Genomic DNA, 16,002 nt, shown 5'->3' with positions numbered 1-16,002 from the left:
AGCAGGCGGCAAGTCTCGATTTTGTGAGCTAGCCAGGGAGGCCTATTTGTTTAGGCTTCTAGCAGTTTAGCTACGTTTGGTCAGAGGCTCCATTTGGGGTTTTGGACGCTGGGAAAGTACTCTAGAAACCACAAACCACAAGGAGAGTCATGGCACTAGAAATTGGCGACAAGGCCCCAGATTTTGAACTCACCAACCAGCACGGGGAAGCCATAAAGCTTTCTTCGTTTGCGGGCAAGAAGCCTGTAGTGCTGGTTTTCTACCCGCTCTCGTTCTCCGGCACCTGCACAGGCGAACTTTGTGAGCTACGCGATAACTTTGCTGCCTTTGAGTCCAAGGACGTGGAATTAATGGCCATCTCCGTTGACTCCAAGTACACCCAGAAGCAGTTTGCTGAAAAAGAAGGCTATGAATTCCAGGTGCTGGCAGATTTCTGGCCGCACGGTGGTGTGGCACAGAAATATGGCGTCTTCAAGGAAGATCTAGGCTTTGCGATTCGTGGAACCTTTTTGATTGATACCGACGGCATTATTCGAGCCAAGTTTGTCAACGGTCCAGGCGAAGCTCGTGACCTTGCTAGCTACCACCAGGCTCTAGCGGCTTTGTAGTAGAGTTTTGTAGTTGCCTTATGGCGCATGTTTGAGGGCCTTTAGCTCAGTTGGTAGAGCGCCACGTTTACACCGTGGATGTCATCGGTTCGAGCCCGGTAGGGCCCACAGATAGCGACCATTTGAATTAGCGGGGATAGGATTTGGCTATGTTTCAACAAAACCCCCCGGTTCCCAAGGCCATGCCAGATGCTGAGCTGAATGCAAAAATTGCCGAGCTACAGCTTCAGCCCAATGGCCTGATGGCGGCAATGACACTAATCGAAGAACAGTCGAAGCTTCGTCAAGAAGACGCTCTGGAGCTTTCGAAGTGGAAACTTGAAGCTCAGATGCATGCTGCAACTGAACCAGCTCCTGTTGATTCATTCTCATTCCAAGATCCAGCAACACCGATAACTCCTGCCGAGCCGGTTGCACAAACGCCATCGGTAGACATATTTGCGTCTGTTGCGCCCCTTACTCCAGAGCCAACTATTAGTGAGCCTGTCGCGGTTGCACCCGCTGTTTCTTCAGAGCCGGTTTCTTCGCCAGAACGAATCGAAGACATTGTGGCTGCGTTAAATGCCAGCTACGCAGAAGTTGCGACGGAACCTGAAATCGAACAAACCCCAATTGCCAAGGTTGACTCTACTTCTGAACTTTCCTCGAATAGATCCAGCAGTGCTGAACCAGCACCAGTTTCTGCTCCTGTTGAAGAAGATTTCATAGAGCAGAGCGAAAATGACCTTGACGGCGATAACGAAGACCACACCGGCCCAACTCGAACTGCTTTAGCGCTTAGCTGGTCCTGGCTTGCGATTGCTGCATCACCGCTGGCACTGGTTGTTGCAGCTGTGATTAAAGACGCTGGAGCATCGCTGGCTCAGTCAGTTGTATTGCTAGCTGCTGTCCTGGTTATCACTTCATTTATGGCAGCGGTTGGTTCCATGGCTGCGGTTCGCGCATCTAGTTCACTAACGATTGTTTCAAGAGCCGCCTTTGGAGTCTGGGGTAATTCGTTGCCTGCAACACTTATGCTTTTTGCAAAACTGTTCTGGGCCGCTGCTTTTGTGTACTTTGCTGCACGAATTGTCTCACCGCTGATTTTCAACCAACCGTGGTTTTCCGGTGTTGCCGAGCAGTTAATCTTCCCGGGTGAATTCACCGCTTCTTTGTTCGTTCTAATCCCAATGATTGTTATCGCGGCAATAGTTTCCGCATTTGGAGGCCAGGGTCTTTTGCGCCTTCAGCAGGTCACTGCAGCTGTAGGCGTTATTGGAATCGGAACATTTGTCTACTTTGTAGCCAGCACCTATTCACTGCAGGACCTTGCAACTCTCGATCCCATTTCAACTCCTGGACTAATTGACCTTGGTCTTTTTGCAATTGCCCTTCTCGGGTTTGCGGTGCTGTCTCTCTCTGGAGATTTTGCTAGGAAGCTGCCGGCGCAAACCCCAGGGTCCAAGGTCTTTTTCTTAAGCTTTGTTTCAACCTTTTTTCTTCCACTGATTACAGGTGCTCTTGGTTTGCTTTGGCTATTCATGACCGAAGAAAGCATTAGCTCTTCATTCAGCGCTGAGGTGTTGGCAACTGTCGCAGTCTCTGCCCCAGTTTGGGTCTTTGTGATCTTTGTAGTGGCAGTTGGGCTATCGATTCTTCACCTGATTACCGCCTCGCTTTACTCGCTATCGGGGAACCTAATCGGAATCGTGAAGATTCCAGGTTGGGTGGCAGCTCTTCTAGTTTCAGTGCTGGTAATCGCTTCCGTGCTGGTTCCTAGTTATTTCGTGGCAGCATCGACTCTGCATGAGTCAGTGATTGAACTGGTGCTTCTTACCGGGGTAGTAGCTGCAGCTTGGGCTGGAATTTTTGTCTCTGATGCACTTGCTCGAACTCGCGGATATCACGAAGTTTCACTGACACGCGAATATGGTTTCTACGGAAAATTCAACTTCGTAAATGCCCTTGGATTCTTACTTGCAGTCGCACTTGGTTTTGGTTACCTAAACGGTGGTCCGCAGCTTTCTAGCTGGACTGGATACCTAGGAGATTTCACTCCTGAAATCTTTGATCTTGCCGGATCAAGCATTGGTATCGCGATGGCCTTTGGCTTAGCTGCGCTGCTACCGATAGTTATGGGAATCCCAAGAATTAAGAAGCAAGAGCGAAACCTCGCCGAGCTAGATCAGAGACGCCAGGAGCTCAAGGAATTCCTTGACGCTACGGCGTAAACCGATGCCGCTACCGCTATCGAACCTGCTTGGAACCTTTGAGACGCTCTGGCCGCTTGCTGGAGCCGAAGAGTGGGACCGCCCGGGCCTTACAACGGGAAACTCAAACCAGACCATCACAAAGGCTTTACTCTGCGTTGATGTGTCCCTTGAGGTTCTTTCAGAAGCAAAACAACTCGCCTGCGAACTTGTTATTTCTCACCACCCGCTATTACTAAAAGGCGTGAACTTCCTAAGCGAAGATCAGCTAAAGGGAGAACTCGTTTCTTTCGCCGTCAAAAACTCGATTGCCGTTTATTCGGCCCACACTAACGCTGATATCGTCATCGATGGAGTCTCTGACGTCTTGGCTCAACAGCTAGGGCTAGCTAACACCAAGCCACTGATTGCTACCGGGGATGGAATTGGCCATGGCCGCATCGGAAAACTCAAGAGCCCTCAGTCACTTTCTGAATATGCGAGATTTGTTGCCTCTTGCCTTCCCGCCACACATGCTCCTGTTCGGGTAGCTGGGGATCTAAACAAGACCATTCAAACTGTTGCCGTTGTTGGAGGAGCCGGAGATAGTTTTATCCCTGCTGCCGCGCAATCCGGAGCCGATCTATTTATCACAAGTGATCTAAGGCATCACGTTGTTTTGGATGCAGTCTCGGACCCAGCCAATCCGCTGGCACTAATTGACATCTCACATTTCGCGGCAGAAAGTCTTTGGCTACAGCCAACCCGGATAACTCTTTCCAAACTGATTCCAGAGGTCAGCTTTGTTGTCAGTCAAATTTCAACAGACCCGTGGTCCATGAGTGTTCAGGGAAGAAGAAGCAGTGAAGGCTAACCTTCAGGATCAAAAGCGGCTATTGGAGCTTGTTGAGATTGATCTGACTCTGGTACGAAACGCAGGCGATAAAGCCAAGCTACTTTCTGCAGCAGCTATCTCGGAGGCAAGCGAAAAAGCTCTGGCGCTATCAGATCATCTAATTGACGCTCGAAACAGAGTCGGTGACCTTGAGCTAGAGCTAAAGCGCTCAGAGAACGACCTTGAACTTGTTGAAAACAGGATTGCTAAAGATAACCAACGACTTTCCTCCACTTCTTCAGCAAAAGACGCCCAAGGAATCGAGCATGAACTAACCACATTGTCTAAGCGAAAAAGTGAACTGGAAGATACCGAGCTTGGAATCATGGAAGATCTTGAAACAGTTCGTGCCGAACTATCTGCAGCCGAGAAAGCCAAGGCGTCAGCTGAAAACGAACTGACTCAACTTAGATCAGCTCTTGCCACTAATACGGCGGAACTAGATTCTGCGCGGGCGGAGCTATCCTCCAAGCGCAGTGCCCTGGTTGGCCTAATCGAACCAGAGCTAGCTTCGGCTTACCAAAGAAAAGCTGATCGCAACGTCGCCGCAGGCAGGCTCGTTGGGCGCGAATGCGGAGCATGCCGTCTATCGATAACTGCAACAAACCTCGAAGAGATTCTCGCTTTACCAGCGGACGAGATTGCAGAGTGCCCCAACTGTCAGGCCTATTTGGTGCGATCATGAAACTGATTATCGAGGCAGATGGCGGTTCTCGTGGAAATCCAGGAATTTCTGGAGCGGGTGCAGTTGTTATCGATGCCGATACCGGAAAAATCCTCCAAGAAATTTCCGAATCGGTAGGAATAGCAACCAACAATGTCGCGGAGTACACCGCGCTTGTTCTGGCTCTCGAGGCGGCCTTCGGGATTGACCCAGCGGCAAGCATCCTGGTGCGGATGGATTCAAAGCTGGTAGTCGAGCAGATGTCTGGACGCTGGAAGATAAAGCACCCAGACATGATGGCCCTGGGTTCAAAAGTCCAGAAATTGATTTCATCCAAAGACGTTGAGTTTGTTTGGATTCCGCGTGAGCAAAACGGGCTAGCCGACGCACTTGCCAACAAAGCAATGGATTACTCCGGTGACCCTATCGCTTCCGCTGTTGAGTTCAATCTGGCAGAACCCTCCTCTATACGCGCTCCACGTCCGAGTACTGATTCCACGACCACACTGATTCTTGTCAGGCATGGTCGGACAGAACTTACCGAGTCCAGAAAAATCTCTGGCGGTGATGGCGAGAATCCTGATCTTTCTGCACTTGGTAGACAAGACGCCAGGGAAGTTGCTGAAGAGCTTGCCAAGTTTGGGCACTCTGGAAATTTTGCCTATTTGAGTGCGCCGGTTGCGGTTGTGCATTCGCCAATTGCCAGGGCCCAGCAGACCGCTCAGGCAATCGCTAATCGCGTTTCGCTACCCATCGTTTCAAACGGGGATCTTTCCGAAATCGGTTTTGGCGAATGGGACGGGCTGACCAATGAAGAGGTCTTTACTGCTTACGAAGAGCACTACAGCGCCTGGCGAGGATCCTTTGATGTAGCCCCTCCGGGAGGGGAGTCGCTAAAGGACTTTGACGCTCGAGTAAGAAGAGCTTTTGATTCAATTCTTGCCAACTACTCTGGCCAAACAGTAGTTGTGGTCGCTCACGTGATGCCAATTCGAGCACTACTTCGCCTTGCTAATGATGCTTCCGTAGCTGGGTTTTGGCGAACCACCATTGGACCGGCATCTATTTCTATCGCCCGCTACTGGGGCCTTGAAGCAGCAGAGGTCATCTGCACTAACTCCACAGCCCATTTATCTTCTTAGAGCCCGCAGCTAGACTTGAGCCTGGATGGGTCGGCAAGGCGGTCGCGGCAGTTTACTGACGAGGAACGTCCGGGCTCCAAAGAGCAAAATGGTGGGTAACACCCACCCGGGGTAACCCGAGAGATAGTGCAACAGAAAGTAAACCGCCGAGCAATCGGTAAGGGTGAAACGGTGGTGTAAGAGACCACCAGCGAACTGAGTGATCAGATCGGCTATGTAAACCTCATTTGGAGCAAGACCAAACAGTGAGCGCTTGAGGGCTGCTCGTTCAAGCTCACGGGTAGGTCGCTCGAGGCACTGGGCAACCAGTGTCCTAGATAGATGACCGTCACTTCGAAAGAAGGACAAAACCCGGCGTAATAGCCGGCCCATCCACTTATTCCGGCTTTAGCCGCCTGCGAGCAATAAATGCAGCGCCAATGATGCCCGCATTATTCTTCGACTCTGCTGGAACTATCTTGATTTTGGTTTCAATCAGCGGCAAAAACTCTTCGTGCTGCTTCGAAACACCGCCGCCGATAATTATCAAATCAGGGCTAAGCAGGCGATCAACCATGTTGAAGTACTTGGTGAGTCGCTTGGCCCAATCCGCAAAGCTCAAGCCCTCGCGCTCTTTGGCAGAAAAAGACCCCATGCTTTCGTAGTCGACCCCATCTATCTCCAAGTGACCAAGCTCACTGTTTGGAATTAGTTTGCCGTTCATAAAAAGGGCCGTTCCAATTCCGGTTCCAAGTGTGACCATTAGAACCAGCCCTTTTCGTTCCTGGCCGGCGCCATACTTGATCTCGGCTACGCCAGCGGCGTCGGCGTCGTTAAGCAAAACAACTTTGCGATTTAGCGCCTTGGAAAAAAGCTTCTCGGCTTTGAGACCCACCCACTCTTTTGAGACATTGGCTGCTGAGAGTGTCACGCCATCTTTGATGATTGCTGGAAAACAGATGCCAATGGGGGTGTCTTTGTCACTATCGAGCTGATCTACTATTTCGGAGACTCTAGAGATCACCTCTTCCGGGGAAGCACCTTCCGGGGTATCGAAACGAATTCGCTCGCCTACTAATTCGCCTCTTTTGGTGTTTACCAGTGCGCCTTTGATGCCGGTTCCACCGATGTCGATTCCAATTGCTTTGCTCATAGAAATTTCAGTCTAGGGCAGGGTTAGTACCCTGGCCCCAGACTCGGTCACCACCAGAGTGTGTTCAAATTGCGCAGTGATTGATTTGTCCTTAGTTGTAACGGTCCAGTTATCACTCCAGATATCCCACTCGTGGGTACCGAGGGTAAGCATCGGTTCAATTGTGAAAACCATTCCGACCTCCATGGTGTTGGAATAGTTTGGAGCCGCATCGAAATGGGGAATCACTAGACCAGAATGAAAAGCTTCACCAATACCGTGGCCTGTGAAGTCCCTCACTACTCCGTAGTTGAACCTCTTGGCATAAGACTCGATAGTTCGACCAATTACGTTGATTGGCCGCCCTGGCATCACAACAGCAATTGCTCGATCAAGAGCTTCCTTGGTTCTTTCAACTAGATCAGCGACATCCTTAGAAACATCGCCGATCAAGAAAGTTGCGTTGCTGTCGCCGTGAAAGCCATCTTTGAATGCCGTGATATCAACATTCATGATGTCACCGTCTTGCAAAACAGTGTCATCGGGAATTCCGTGGCAGATAACTTCATTGATCGAAGTGCAGCAGGATTTAGGAAAACCTCTATAACCCAGCGTCGAAGGGTAAGCACCCTGAGAAACCATGTATTCGTGGGCTAACTTATCTAGCTCATCGGTAGTCACACCTGCTTTAGCATTGGCTCCCACCAGAGCGATTGCCTCGGCTGCGATTTTTCCAGCCGCCCTGATTTTTTCTACCTGGTCCGCACTCTTGATATGGCTCCCGGTCCATTCGGCCGGGGAGGGCTTGCCAACGTATTCTGGTCGCGCAATGGCACTTGGAACAGAAAGCGGTTTAGAGATTACTCCAGGCGTTAGAAATCCTGTTTGGCTATCTCTGGGCATTGCTCCAGTCTATTTTGAGATCGGCGTTAGGCTCTTGCTATAGGTCGGAGGTAAATAAGTGTCAGATGCACCCAAGTACTGGTTCAACATAAGAACAAAGCAGGTTGAACACGGGCTAAAAAGTTCATCGGAAGATCGCATTGGACCCTTTGAGTCAGCTGCAGAAGCCGAAAATGCTGAGGCTATTGTGAAAGCTCGTTCCCAAGCCTGGGCAGAGCAAGAAAGGGAAGAAGACTAGTCCTCGAAGGACTGTTCTTTACTCGGAAAACTAGCTGATTGAACATCTGCTCGATAGGCCTTTGCCGCCGCGGTTAGTTCCGTTCTTAGCGATGCGTACTGCTTCACGAATTTTCTTGAACCAGTGGAAAGACCTGCAAAGTCCTGCCAAACCAGAATCTGACCATCAGTTTGGTTGCCGGCTCCGATACCGATTGTTGGAATACTCAGTTGCTTTGTGATGGTGGCTGCAACTGATGCTGGAACCATCTCAAGCACAATCGCAAAGACTCCGGCTTTCTGGAGCTTTGTTGCTTCCTCAATCAAATCTGCGGCGGAATCGCCGCGACCTTGAACTTTGAATCCGCCGATTGCGTGGACTGACTGCGGAGTGAACCCTAAGTGACCCATCACTGGAATACCCGCTGCGACTATCGCTTCAATTTGGGCAATGCGGGAACTGCCGCCTTCGAGCTTGACGGCGGAAGATCCGGTTTGCTTCATCAGTTTTATTGCGCTCTCAACTGCTTGCTGCGCATTTATCTCGTACGAGCCAAAAGGCATATCCACAACAACTAATGAATGCTTGGCGTCGGTAGCAACCGCTTTACCGAAACTCACCATTTCATCCAGCGTTATTTCCAGGGTGTTCTCATGACCAAGAACGGTGTTACCGGCTGAGTCACCAACGAGAATCACTTCAATGCCCGCCTCATCGAAAATCTCTGCAGTCAAAGCGTCATAGCTGGTAAGGCAGGCAAATTTCTCGCCGGCCTGCTTCATGGCAGTTAGCGTGCTGGTTCGAATCTTCTTTTGCGAGGTGCTCATCTTTTCTTAGCTCCACCCATTTGAAATTGGCATTCGGCGCTCACGGCCAAAGGCCAGCTTAGTAATCCTTGGGCCAATTGCGCCCTGACGTCTTTTCCACTCAGAATTCTTGACAAGTTTTAGAACAGAATCAACTAGTGCACCATCAAAGCCTTTTGCCGTTATCTCGGATGCCGAAAGTCGCTGCTCGATGTGAAGCTCGAGAATCTGATCAAGAACCGCATAATCAGGAAGCGAATCTTGATCTGTTTGCCCTGGACGAAGCTCAGCCGAAGGCGCTTTGGTGATGGAAGACTCGGGAATTGGGGGAGTCAATCCAGCCTTGCTGGCAATTTCATTACGGTGCTTGGCTAGTTCCCAAACCAAACTTTTTTCGACGTCTTTGATTGGTGCGAATCCGCCGACCGAGTCGCCGTAGATTGTCGAGTAGCCAACCGCTAACTCAGATTTGTTTCCGGTTGTGAGCACCAGGTGACCATTTTGATTGGATAGCCCCATCAGGATAACTGCTCGGACTCGCGCTTGAAGATTTTCTGCAGCAAGGCCATCAAGATTTAGTTGACTCATTGCGGTATCAACCATTGCTTCAATTGGCTGCTCTGAATAAACAAGACCGGTGTTCTGCGCGAGTGCTCGCGCGTCAACTAATGAATGCTCAGAAGAGTATTTGCTTGGCATGCCAACACCAAAGACATTCTTTGCACCTAGTGCGTCAACGGCGATGCTAGCGCAAACCGCGGAGTCGATTCCACCGGATAGACCAAGAACAACTGACTTGAATCCATTTTTGGCAACATAATCCCTGAGCCCAAGAACAAGAGCTTCCCAAATTTGCTGGTGCTTCGTCAGCGGCTCAGCAGTTTCAGATACCGGAGCAATCTTGGATTTTGAGTCAACATCAAAAACACAGAGGTCTTCGCTAAATTGGCTGGCCCGCACAATCTCTGCGCCAGAGCTATCTACTACAAAGCTGTTTCCGTCAAAGACCAAATCATCTTGCCCACCGACGAGATTCACATAGGCAACGGCTGTGTTTTGGGCTTTTGCCAAAGACCTCACAAGTTCAAGACGTGAGTCCGTCTTGCTAGTTTCAAATGGTGAGCCGTTTAGAACGAGGGTTAGATCAACATTCGATGCGCTGATCTGTCCAACTGGTCCACCAGATTGCCAAATGTCTTCGCAGATAACTGTGGCAAACTTCATCCCGTTAGTTTCAAAGGTGAGTAAGTCTTGGCCTGGTACAAAAACGCGATACTCGTCGAACACCGAATAGTTTGGCAAGTGGTGCTTTGCGTAGTTGCCAGAAATCTTGCCACTAGAAATAAGCGCAGCCTTATTGGCCCCGATTGCCCAGCTCGATGGGTTTTCGGCAAAACCTGGATAACCAACCACCAGAGTCATCTGGCCAAGGCCAGCCTTATCACTTGCTTTTGCCAAGTCCTTGAGGGCTTGCTCGCTGGCATTGAGAAAATCGCGGCTTAGGGCAAGGTCTTCGATGGGGTATCCGGTTAGGGCAAGCTCTGGGAAAAGCACAATCTGGGCACCGGCTTGTTGAGCGCGTTTAGCGATCTCGAGGATTTTTGCGCTGTTGCCCGAAAGATCCCCAACTGTAGGGTTTATCTGGGCCATGGCTACGCGAACGGCGGGCATAAGTATTAGCCTAGTAGCAGGCAAGGAAGAGGATTTTCATGGATAAGCAGCGCGATTTTGTGCTTAGAACCATCGAAGAGCGCGGCGTTAAGTTCGTGCGACTTTGGTTCACTGACGTGGCTGGCACCTTAAAGTCGGTTGCGATTGCGCCGGCTGAAGTCGAGGGTGCCTTCGCTGAAGGCTTGGGTTTCGACGGCTCCGCCATCGAGGGCCTTTCAAGAAGCTATGAAGCGGATATGCTCGCTCAGCCAGATCCTTCAACTTTCCAGATACTCCCTTGGCGCGGAGAGATTAACCCAACCGCCAGGATGTTCTGCGACATCACGACCCCCGATGGTCAACCGGCAGCAGCTGACCCTAGAAACGTTCTTCGTCGCGCACTGGCCAAAGCGAGTGATCTTGGATTCTCCTTCTACATTCACCCCGAGATTGAGTTCTATCTTTTGAAATCTTCCGAACTTGGTCCAGAGGGGCCAATTCCGGTTGATAAGGCAGGTTACTTCGACAATGTTCCAGGTGGAACTGCTAACGACTTTAGGCGTCGGGCTGTATTCATGCTCGAGCAGCTCGGTATTTCTGTTGAGTACAGTCACCATGAAGGCGGTCCCGGTCAAAACGAGATTGACCTTCGTTACGCTGACGCTTTGACCATGGCCGATAACATCATGACTTTTAGAACCGTAATCAAGGAAGTTGCAATCGAGCAGGGCGTTTACGCGACCTTTATGCCAAAACCTTTCACCGAGCACCCTGGTTCTGGCATGCACACTCACATGTCGCTTTTCGAGGGTGACACGAATGCGTTCTACGACTCAAGCGGTCAATACCACCTCTCTAAGGTCGGAAGACAGTTCATTGCAGGTCTGTTGCGTCACGCTCCTGAAATCACCGCGGTCACAAACCAGTACGTGAACTCCTACAAACGACTTTGGGGTGGCGGTGAGGCACCAAGCTTTGTTTGCTGGGGTCACAACAACCGTTCTGCGTTGATTCGTGTTCCGCTATACAAGCCAGACAAGGGACAGTCCTCAAGAATCGAGTACCGCGCAATCGACTCCGCTGCTAACCCTTACTTGGCTTACTCTCTTTTGCTTGCAGCAGGTCTCAAGGGAATCGAGAACGAGTACGAGCTTCCAGCTGAAACTGAAGATAACGTTTGGGATCTAACTGACTCCGAGCGCCGTGCGATGGGAATTCAGCCTCTGCCACAGTCTCTAGATCACGCAATCAGAAAGCTTGAAGAGTCAGAACTTGCAGCCGAGACTCTTGGTGAGCAAGTCTTTAGCTACGTTCTTGCAAACAAGCAGGCCGAGTGGTCCGCTTTCCGATCCCAGGTGACTCCTTTCGAGCTCAAGCAGAACTTCGAGACCCTCTAGAAACTCATGGCTCTCGAGCGCACCACCTCGCTCTCTGAGCTTGCAGGCTACGGTTTCATAAATCTAGAACCGGCCCTGAAAAACCTCGAAGAACTTGTTGCGCTAATCGGAGATCGTGCTAGACCGGCACTGGCTTTTGTTGCCAAGGCGCAAAACCCAGATCAATCACTTGAGTTGTTGCTTCGACTCTCCAGAAACCACACCAGCCAACTCAAATCCTTCGGAGCAAAGGCTAGCCACCTCGAAAGCCTCTGTTTGATTCTCGGTGCATCAAGTGCGCTATTTGAATTCTTAGATCGCCACATCGAGAACTTAAGTTTACTTGAAGGCAAACCAAGCCTTCCGACTCTAGAGGATCACTCCAGAGAACTTATGGCTCAGGCTGGTTCGGTTGCCCAGATCCGCATTGGATATCGCAAACAGCTAACAAAAATTGCGAGCTTTGATATTGAGCAGCTTGATCCCGTTGCAGGGGTAGGCCAAGTTGCTGCAAGCTTGGCTGATCTTGCCGGGGCAACACTCGATGCTGGACTTGTGCTGGCTCGTCAAGAAATCTCCAATCCAGAAAACTCGGTTAGTTTCCCGGAATCAGAAGTTTCAGCGACAAGGGTAGCCGTTATTGGCATGGGAAAGTGTGGAGCGCGCGAGCTGAACTATATCTCTGACGTGGATGTGATATTTGTTGCCGAACCCTCCGGAGATATCGAATCCTCCAGAGCCATGGAGATTGCAACAAAACTTGTCACGCGAATGATGAGAATCATGGACGAGGTTGCTACCGAACCTCCGCTTTGGCAAGTGGATGCAAATCTGCGTCCGGAGGGAAAATCTGGGGCACTGGTTAGATCTTTAGATTCACATCAGAGCTACTACGAACGTTGGGCTGAGAGCTGGGAATTCCAAGCGCTACTAAAGGCCAGGCCAATTGCTGGCGATCAGACCCTTGGCGCTGATTACATAGCTCGAATCTGGCCGAAGGTTTGGGAAAGCACGGTTCGGGAGAACTTCGTCGAGTCTGTGCAAAAGATGCGACAGCGAGTAACCGATAACATTCCGACAAGCGAAGTCGATGCACAAATCAAGCTTGGCCCTGGGGGACTTAGGGACATTGAGTTCACAGTTCAGCTGCTGCAGTTGGTGCATGGTCGAAGTGATCAGTCGATCAGAGTCAGGGACACCCTCGGTGCCCTGGAGGCACTATCAAACGGAAGCTACATCGGTCGCGACGATGCCGAGCGCTTTAGTTCTCACTACCGCTTCCTAAGACTCCTGGAGCATCGCATTCAGCTCTCGGCAATGCGTCGAACCCACCTGATGCCAACTGACGAGCGCGCTAGGCGCAGCATCGCACGAGCGGTATCTGTCGAGCTAACTGCCGAGCAATTGATCAGCCGCTGGGAGAAAGTCAAACTTGAAGTTAGAGATCTTCATCAGCAACTGTTCTATAGACCACTTCTAAGCGCAGTTTCAGGACTTAGCCAAGAAGATCTTGAGCTCACTAGTGCACAGGCTCAGGACCGCCTGGCTGCAATTGGATTCGGCGATACCAAAGGGGCACTGTCTCACATCAGTGCACTAACAACTGGTTTATCAAGAAGAGCGGCAATCCAAAGACAACTTTTGCCAGTCCTACTTCAGTGGTTTGCAGAGGGTACCGATCCAGACGCAGCGCTGTTGGCATTTAGAAGACTCAGCGAAGACCTAGGGGATTCGCACTGGTACCTTCGTATGCTTCGAGATTCTTCCGGAGCAGCCAAGCGAATGACTCAGGTTTTCTCAACTAGTCGTTTAGCCACAAGTCTTTTTGAAAAGATGCCGGAGGCGGCAGCCTGGTTCGATCGGGAAGACGAACTTGAACCAGACACCCTTGAATCCCTCAATGCACAGTTCGAAGCAATTGTTTCCAGACACGAGGATGCTGAACTAGCAGCAGCCAGCATTCGAGCCATCAGACGCAAGGAAACTCTGAGAGTGGCTATGGGTGCAGCTCTTGGAATCATTGACCTTGAGCGCACCTCACAGGGCCTGACCGATCTAACCGAAAGCTACCTGATCGCAATTCAGGAAATTGCAACCAAGTTCCTGATTGAAAAACAGGGCCCCCTGTGTCACGAACTGGCAATAGTTGCCATGGGGCGCTTCGGGGGAGCCGAACTTGGTTTTGGCTCTGACGCCGATGTGATGTTCGTGTATCGAGTTCTTGAGGAAGATGTCAACAAAGCTCAAGCTGAAGCCGAGATTCTTGTTTCGGAAATTAGAAGACTCTCGGCAGATCAAAGCTTGGAGTTCGAGCTTGATTTGGATCTTCGACCAGAAGGCAAGAATGGCCCGATCGTGCGCTCGATTGATTCCTACGCGGCCTACTACCAGCGTTGGGCAGGTACCTGGGAGTCCCAAGCACTTCTTCGAGCAAGACTGATTTCTGGTGAGCAGGCAATTGCGTCGGCGTTCGTAGAGTTGATTGACCAGTATCGCTACCCGGAAGTAATTGAGCAGGCCGCCGTTGTTGAAATTCGCCGAATCAAAGCGCGAGTTGAAGTTGAAAGACTTCCGCAGGGAGCTGACCCCAAGCGGCACCTGAAACTTGGTAGAGGCTCGATTAGTGATGTCGAATGGCTTGTGCAGCTGTTTCAATTGAAGTACGCCAGCGCAAACCCACAAATCCAAACCCCTCACACCCTTCCGGCACTTGAGCAAATGGAAGCTTGTGGCTTGATCAATAATTCCGATGCCAGAGTATTGAAAGAGGCTTGGGTGCTATCTTCTTCAATTCGCTCAAATGCGATGTTGTACCTGAACAAAAGAACAGATGTTCTTCCATTGGATAGGCAGCAGCTTGAGGGAATTGCTAGGTTAAATGGCTATCCGCGAGGGGGAGCTAGCAGTCTTGAGCAAGACTATCTAGCTGCCACCCGTCGCGGACGCGCTGTTTTTGAGAAGCTGTTTTTCGACTAAACGCCGTAGTAAAGCTCGAACTCGTAAGGGTGAGGTCTCATTGCAAGAGGCGCAATTTCCTTCTCACGCTTGTAGTCGATCCAGGTTTCGATTAGGTCCTTGGTGAACACATCTCCTGCAAGCAGGTAGTCGTGGTCCTTCTCGAGAGCCTGAAGTACTTCTTCTAGAGTTCCTGGAACCTGAGGGATTAGCTTGGCTTCCTCTGGTGGCAGTTCGTAGAGGTCCTTGTCCACTGGCTCGTGTGGCTCGATGCGGTTCTTGATTCCATCAAGTCCTGCCATCAGCATTGCTGCGAATGCCAGGTATGGGTTTGAAGATGCATCTGGAGCACGGAACTCAATTCGCTTTGCCTTCGGGTTAGTTCCGGTCATCGGAATTCGAATTGCAGCGGAGCGGTTTCCAGCCGAGTAAACCAGGTTCACTGGTGCTTCGAAGCCAGGCACTAGACGGTGGTATGAGTTCACGCTTGGGTTAGTGAAAGCTAGCAAGCTTGGAGCGTGCTTAAGAATTCCACCGATGTACCAGCGTGCCATGTCGCTTAGGCCGCCGTAACCAGACTCGTCATAGAACAGAGGCTTTCCGTCTTTCCAAAGTGACTGGTGAACGTGCATTCCAGAACCGTTGTCGCCAAATAGTGGCTTAGGCATGAATGTTGCGGTCTTGCCAAATGAGTGAGCAACGTTTTTCACGATGTACTTAAACTTCAGAATGTCATCGCCTGCATTTAGCAAAGTGTCGAAGCGGTAGTTGATTTCTCCTTGACCTGCAGTTCCAACTTCGTGATGGCTGCGCTCAACTGAAAGACCGGCTGCTTCAAGCTCTAGAACGATCTGGTCTCTCATGTCTACATGTTGGTCAACTGGGGAAACAGGAAAGTAACCACCTTTGTAAGGGGTCTTGTTGGCGAGGTTTCCGCCTTCTTCCTGGCGGCCGGAGTTCCAAGCAGCTTCTGAGCTGTCGATGAAATGGTAGGCGGTGTTCTGCTTGTTCTCGTAGCGAACATCATCGAAGATGAAAAACTCTGCTTCAGGAGCAAAATAAGCAGTGTCTGCTAGACCTGTCGTGTTCAAGTAGGCCTGCGCCTTCTTAGCAACCTGTCGTGGGTCGCGACCGTAGATCTCACCGTTTCTTGGGTTGTAAATGTCGAAAACCATAATCAGGGTTTTCTCAACGCGGAACGCGTCGAGGTAAGCAGTTGTGACATCAGGAATAAGCTGCATGTCTGATTCATGAATCGAAGCGAAACCGCGGATTGAAGATCCGTCGAACAGCTGACCATCGATAAAGAACTGCTCATCGATCATTGCGGCAGGCAGGTTGAAGTGCTGCTGAACTCCAGGCAGGTCGGTGAATCGAACATCTAGGAATTTGACGTCGTTATCCTTGATGAACTTCACGACTTCTGAGGCGGTCTTGAACATGATTGGTTCCCTTCGGTTATGTCTTGGCGGTTGCTGAAAGCTCCGATTAGCCCTAACTCTAGCTA

Annotated in this window: 13 protein-coding genes, 1 tRNA gene and 1 other RNA gene; 10 read left to right on the top strand and 5 right to left on the bottom strand. The window is 50.6% G+C overall.

Translation table 11 applies throughout. The features are described from left to right. The first annotated feature begins 149 nt into the window (after positions 1-149). The 7 genes from AC8GDC_RS03945 to rnpB all read left to right on the top strand — a co-directional run bounded on the left by AC8GDC_RS03945 (position 150) and on the right by rnpB (position 5,852). Positions 150-608 (top strand): peroxiredoxin, encoded by a 459-nt coding sequence (locus tag AC8GDC_RS03945; RefSeq protein WP_506557373.1) that lies wholly within the window; start codon positions 150-152, stop codon positions 606-608. Between the two features lie 35 nt (positions 609-643). Beyond that, positions 644-716: transfer RNA gene (locus AC8GDC_RS03940), tRNA-Val, on the top strand. A 41-nt stretch (positions 717-757) separates the two neighbouring features. Beyond that, positions 758-2,818, top strand: coding sequence for a cytosine permease (locus tag AC8GDC_RS03935; protein ID WP_506557372.1), 2,061 nt, complete (start codon positions 758-760; stop codon positions 2,816-2,818). Between the two features lie 4 nt (positions 2,819-2,822). Further along, the gene (locus AC8GDC_RS03930; RefSeq protein WP_506557371.1) at positions 2,823-3,650 is read left to right on the top strand and encodes a Nif3-like dinuclear metal center hexameric protein; all 828 of its coding nucleotides are present in this window, start codon (positions 2,823-2,825) and stop codon (positions 3,648-3,650) included. After that, positions 3,640-4,356 (top strand): zinc ribbon domain-containing protein, encoded by a 717-nt coding sequence (locus AC8GDC_RS03925; protein WP_506557370.1) that lies wholly within the window; start codon positions 3,640-3,642, stop codon positions 4,354-4,356. The genes AC8GDC_RS03930 and AC8GDC_RS03925 overlap by 11 nt, the downstream gene beginning before the upstream one ends. Then, positions 4,353-5,477 (top strand): bifunctional RNase H/acid phosphatase, encoded by a 1,125-nt coding sequence (locus AC8GDC_RS03920; protein ID WP_506557369.1) that lies wholly within the window; start codon positions 4,353-4,355, stop codon positions 5,475-5,477. The genes AC8GDC_RS03925 and AC8GDC_RS03920 overlap by 4 nt, the downstream gene beginning before the upstream one ends. Before the next feature lie 26 nt (positions 5,478-5,503). Further along, an RNA gene (gene rnpB / locus AC8GDC_RS03915) (RNase P RNA component class A) lies at positions 5,504-5,852 on the top strand. A 1-nt stretch (position 5,853) separates the two neighbouring features. On the opposite strand, the gene ppgK is transcribed toward rnpB, so the two are convergent. Together ppgK and map are read right to left on the bottom strand one after the other, a co-directional pair. After that, positions 5,854-6,609, bottom strand: a complete 756-nt coding sequence (ppgK, locus tag AC8GDC_RS03910; protein WP_506557368.1) for a polyphosphate--glucose phosphotransferase — start codon at positions 6,607-6,609, stop codon at positions 5,854-5,856. Between the two features lie 12 nt (positions 6,610-6,621). Then, positions 6,622-7,491 carry a type I methionyl aminopeptidase gene (gene map / locus AC8GDC_RS03905; RefSeq protein WP_506557367.1) on the bottom strand — a complete coding sequence of 290 codons (870 nt, stop codon included), beginning with the start codon at positions 7,489-7,491 and terminating at the stop codon, positions 6,622-6,624. A 58-nt stretch (positions 7,492-7,549) separates the two neighbouring features. Here map and AC8GDC_RS03900 point away from each other — a divergent pair, with 58 nt between their 5' ends. Beyond that, the gene (locus AC8GDC_RS03900) at positions 7,550-7,729 is read left to right on the top strand and encodes an SPOR domain-containing protein (protein ID WP_506557366.1); all 180 of its coding nucleotides are present in this window, start codon (positions 7,550-7,552) and stop codon (positions 7,727-7,729) included. On the opposite strand, the gene panB is transcribed toward AC8GDC_RS03900, so the two are convergent. Together panB and AC8GDC_RS03890 are read right to left on the bottom strand one after the other, a co-directional pair. After that, the gene (gene panB, locus AC8GDC_RS03895) at positions 7,726-8,535 is read right to left on the bottom strand and encodes a 3-methyl-2-oxobutanoate hydroxymethyltransferase (RefSeq protein WP_506557365.1); all 810 of its coding nucleotides are present in this window, start codon (positions 8,533-8,535) and stop codon (positions 7,726-7,728) included. The two genes, AC8GDC_RS03900 and panB, sit on opposite strands and share 4 nt — an antisense overlap. 6 nt (positions 8,536-8,541) lie before the next feature. Further along, positions 8,542-10,185, bottom strand: a complete 1,644-nt coding sequence (locus tag AC8GDC_RS03890; RefSeq protein WP_506557364.1) for an NAD+ synthase — start codon at positions 10,183-10,185, stop codon at positions 8,542-8,544. A 38-nt stretch (positions 10,186-10,223) separates the two neighbouring features. On the opposite strand from AC8GDC_RS03890, the gene AC8GDC_RS03885 reads away from it, so the two are divergent. Then, positions 10,224-11,561, top strand: a complete 1,338-nt coding sequence (locus AC8GDC_RS03885) for a glutamine synthetase family protein (protein WP_506557363.1) — start codon at positions 10,224-10,226, stop codon at positions 11,559-11,561. Positions 11,562-11,567: 6 nt separating this feature from the next. Further along, a complete protein-coding gene (locus AC8GDC_RS03880) occupies positions 11,568-14,516 on the top strand; it encodes a bifunctional [glutamine synthetase] adenylyltransferase/[glutamine synthetase]-adenylyl-L-tyrosine phosphorylase (protein ID WP_506557362.1) in 2,949 nt (982 codons plus the stop codon). On the opposite strand, the gene glnA is transcribed toward AC8GDC_RS03880, so the two are convergent. After that, complete coding sequence (glnA, locus tag AC8GDC_RS03875; protein WP_506557361.1) at positions 14,513-15,937, bottom strand: type I glutamate--ammonia ligase; 1,425 nt, start codon at positions 15,935-15,937, stop codon at positions 14,513-14,515. The genes AC8GDC_RS03880 and glnA overlap by 4 nt on opposite strands. Positions 15,938-16,002: the final 65 nt, after the last annotated feature.

Origin of the sequence: Rhodoluna miladensis (SeqCode), assembly GCF_965234705.1 — a bacterium.
GTDB classification, from domain to species: Bacteria; Actinomycetota; Actinomycetes; order Actinomycetales; family Microbacteriaceae; genus Rhodoluna; species Rhodoluna miladensis.
Note: the sequence above shows the minus strand (reverse complement) of the source record. Positions and strands in the feature narration are given on the sequence as shown.

What these genes read in the sequence shown, in the direction of transcription:
- AC8GDC_RS03945 (WP_506557373.1), top strand. Translation starts at nt 150, where the DNA reads ATGGCACTAGAAATTGGCGACAAGGCCCCAGATTTTGAACTCACCAAC.
- AC8GDC_RS03935 (WP_506557372.1), top strand. Translation starts at nt 758, where the DNA reads ATGTTTCAACAAAACCCCCCGGTTCCCAAGGCCATGCCAGATGCTGAG.
- AC8GDC_RS03930 (WP_506557371.1), top strand. Translation starts at nt 2,823, where the DNA reads ATGCCGCTACCGCTATCGAACCTGCTTGGAACCTTTGAGACGCTCTGG.
- AC8GDC_RS03920 (WP_506557369.1), top strand. Translation starts at nt 4,353, where the DNA reads ATGAAACTGATTATCGAGGCAGATGGCGGTTCTCGTGGAAATCCAGGA.
- ppgK (WP_506557368.1), bottom strand. Translation starts at nt 6,609, where the DNA reads ATGAGCAAAGCAATTGGAATCGACATCGGTGGAACCGGCATCAAAGGC.
- map (WP_506557367.1), bottom strand. Translation starts at nt 7,491, where the DNA reads ATGCCCAGAGATAGCCAAACAGGATTTCTAACGCCTGGAGTAATCTCT.
- panB (WP_506557365.1), bottom strand. Translation starts at nt 8,535, where the DNA reads ATGAGCACCTCGCAAAAGAAGATTCGAACCAGCACGCTAACTGCCATG.
- AC8GDC_RS03890 (WP_506557364.1), bottom strand. Translation starts at nt 10,185, where the DNA reads ATGCCCGCCGTTCGCGTAGCCATGGCCCAGATAAACCCTACAGTTGGG.
- AC8GDC_RS03885 (WP_506557363.1), top strand. Translation starts at nt 10,224, where the DNA reads ATGGATAAGCAGCGCGATTTTGTGCTTAGAACCATCGAAGAGCGCGGC.
- AC8GDC_RS03880 (WP_506557362.1), top strand. Translation starts at nt 11,568, where the DNA reads ATGGCTCTCGAGCGCACCACCTCGCTCTCTGAGCTTGCAGGCTACGGT.
- glnA (WP_506557361.1), bottom strand. Translation starts at nt 15,937, where the DNA reads ATGTTCAAGACCGCCTCAGAAGTCGTGAAGTTCATCAAGGATAACGAC.